Raw genomic sequence first — 2755 nt, 5'->3', positions numbered from 1 at the left:
GCCCGCTGCCCCGCCCGACCCGCGCCCGCCCTCGCTTCTGGGTGGGCCAGTTGGAGGGAGGCGCGGCGGGGGCTAGCGGGCGCGGGCCGAGGCGGTGCGTGCTTCCTTGGCCGCCGACTCGGATTCGGCGGGGCCGTTCTGCCACGGCGGCGGCGCGTCGGCGAGCATCGCCTGGCGCAGCCAGGTCAACGCCCGCGAGAGCAGCCGCGAGACGTGCATCTGGGAGATGCCGAACCGGGCGGCGATCTCGGCCTGGGTCTGGTTGCCGTAGAACCGCATGGCCAGGATCCGCCGTTCCCGCCAGGGCAGTCGGTGCAGCAGGCCGCTGACCGTCACCCGGTCGTCCACGGACTCCAGCGCGATGTCCGACTCGCCGACCAGGTCGCCGAACTCCGCCGAACTCTCCCCGCCGACGGGCGCGTTGAGCGAGGCCGGGCTGTAGCCGGCCGCCGACTCCAGTGCGGCGAGGATCTCCTCCTCCGGCGTGTCCAGCCGCTTCGCCAGCTCGGCGACCGTCGGCGCCCGGGACAGCTCGCTGGTCAGCGCCGCCGTGGCCTGCCCGACCTCCAGGATCAGGTCGCGCAGCCGACGGGGCACGTGCACGCCCCAGGTGCGATCCCGGAAATGCCGTTTGATCTCACCCACGATGGTGATCGCCGCGTACGCGGTGAACGAGCCCCGTTCCGGGTCGTACCGGTCGACGGCGTTCACCAGACCCAGACGGGCCACCTGCTCCAGATCCTCCAGCGGTTCCCCGCGCCCCCGGTAGCGGCGGGCCAACCGGCCCGCGAACGGCAACGCGAAGCGCACCAGGTCGTCGCGGGCCTCGTGGCGCCGCTCCGGTGGCAGCCCTTCGATCCGCGCCGCGTACGCCAGCGCCGCCGCATCGAGGTCCTCCAGGCCCCGATCGGTGGGTGGTGGTGTGGTTGTGGTGGTCTGTCCGAACATCCGCGCCTCCCTCGGGAAGGACCCCGCCCGGATTCGGGACACCGGGCACGCGCGTAGGCACGCACGGGCCTGAAGTGGGTTACGTGACTGGGATGCCAGCGGGCGACGGCGCCGTGCCACGCCAAGGTGATCAGCCTGTCGCAGCCGGCGGTGTTCCCGCTCCGTAGGTACTCAATCACGGGATCGCGGGTTCGCGAGGATGTTTCGTCAGCCCCGACTCAACAGATCAGCAGGCCATGGCCGGTGCCGCTGTCGCGCAGCGCGGCGAGGGCATCGGCCACCGCGAGCGGGCGCGGGGTGGGCAGGTCGTACGCCTGGGCGCGGAGCACCTCGGTGGCCCGGCGGGTGGGCACCGAGGTGACCGGGTAGCCCCGCGCCGTGGTGCGGTCCAGCGCCCGGCGGCGGCGGCCGAAGGCGGCGATGGCCAGCCACTGCGGCAGCCCGGCGAGCGCCGGCGAGCGGACCCCCGGCGGCTCCGGCAGCACGTCGACCGAGCTGAACGGCTCGCTGCCGGCCAGCCACCACTCCACCTGCTCCACACTGCGCCGGGTGGCGTTCTCGCACCAGTACGGCACCAGCCCGGCCCGTACCACCTGCCACGGGTCGAGCAGCCGGCCGCATTCGACCACCAGCCGGTCACCGGTCTTGCCGGCGGCGCGCAGCCAGCGGCGGTACAGGTCGGCGATCGCGGCGCTGAGCACCCCTGGCGCCGAGAACAGCACCCGGTGCAGCGGATGCCCGTGCCGCGACGTCCACTCCCGGGCGCCGCGTTCGAAACCGGGCTCCACGCCGTGCTCGGCGGCGGCGGGCGGGGCGGTGATCTCCGGCGGCTCCCAGTGCGCGCCGTCACCGCCGGCGGAACGCAACACCTGCCGCAGCGCGTGGCTGTCCGGGTGGAAGTCCACCGGATCCAGGCCGCTGGCCGGGCAGCCCACCTGGAAGCTGTGCCCGTCGGCGGCGTCCAGCACCGGCCAGGTCCGCGCGTCGCCCAGCACCAGCACCGGCGCGCCGGGTGCCAGCCGCTCGGCCAGGAACCTCCGGTACGCCGCCGGCAGCGCCCGCCAGCGGCCGGCCAGCGCCACCGTCACCCCGGCCAGCGCGCCCCGGCTGGCCGGGCAGTGCACCTGGCGCAGATGCAGGTCAGGATTGCCGGCGAGCAGCCGTCCGGCGAACCCGGCACCATGGTCCAGGGCGGCACGGGGGCGGTCCACCGCGCCGTGCGGCCAGTGCGCGGTCATCTCGAAGCCGGCGGGCAGCCACGGCATCCCGAGCGCGATCGCCAGATGTGCGGCGCCGCCGTGCGGCGAGCCCAGCAACACCCCCGGGTAACGCTGGCGCGGATACTGGTCGACGAACCACTGGGCGACCCGGGCCGCGTCGACCTCGGTCGCCTGTTCGGCGGTGAGGGCGACCCGGGCGGCAGAGCGGGCCGCCGCGGCCCGGCGCACCGGGTCGGGAGTGCCGGCGAAACGGGACACCGGCCCGACATGGCCGAGGTCGGCGCAATCGACGCCGCGCAGGGCGCGGGCGGTGGCCGCGACGAGGATCCGCGCCGTGCTGCCGACCGCCACGATCCGATCGCCGGCCAGGCCGGCACCGGCCGCCGTGAGTCCCGGGCGCACCTTGCGCACCGGCCCCAACTTGCCTCGTTCGCTCACCACGCGGCCCGGCTTCCCGCCTCGATGCGGGTTAAACAGGGCATCCCTCCACCGAGCGGCATCAATCAGGGGATCTTGGCCGATCACGGCTACCGGGGTCAGGCCGACGTCGCGGCCCTCATCCCGACGTCTCCACCGCCCCCTCGCGC

At 75.0% G+C, this 2755-nt stretch carries 2 protein-coding genes; both read right to left on the bottom strand.

The window, feature by feature from the left end:
- Positions 1-72: 72 nt before the first annotated feature.
- Positions 73-948 (bottom strand): SigB/SigF/SigG family RNA polymerase sigma factor, encoded by an 876-nt coding sequence (locus tag C1I95_RS33195; protein WP_111219983.1) that lies wholly within the window; start codon positions 946-948, stop codon positions 73-75.
- A 218-nt stretch (positions 949-1166) separates the two neighbouring features.
- Entirely contained in the window at positions 1167-2579 is a 1413-nt protein-coding gene (locus C1I95_RS33190; protein ID WP_111219985.1) for a hypothetical protein, read from the bottom strand.
- Positions 2580-2755: the final 176 nt, after the last annotated feature.

This window comes from Micromonospora craterilacus (assembly GCF_003236315.1).
In the GTDB taxonomy this organism is placed as follows: Bacteria; Actinomycetota; Actinomycetes; order Mycobacteriales; family Micromonosporaceae; genus Micromonospora; species Micromonospora craterilacus.
The sequence above is the reverse complement of the archived record's forward strand: the minus strand, read 5'-3'. Positions and strand labels throughout refer to the sequence as shown.

Bases quoted from the DNA above. Each gene is read 5' to 3' on its own strand.
- C1I95_RS33195 (WP_111219983.1), bottom strand. From the start codon at position 948: ATGTTCGGACAGACCACCACAACCACACCACCACCCACCGATCGGGGC.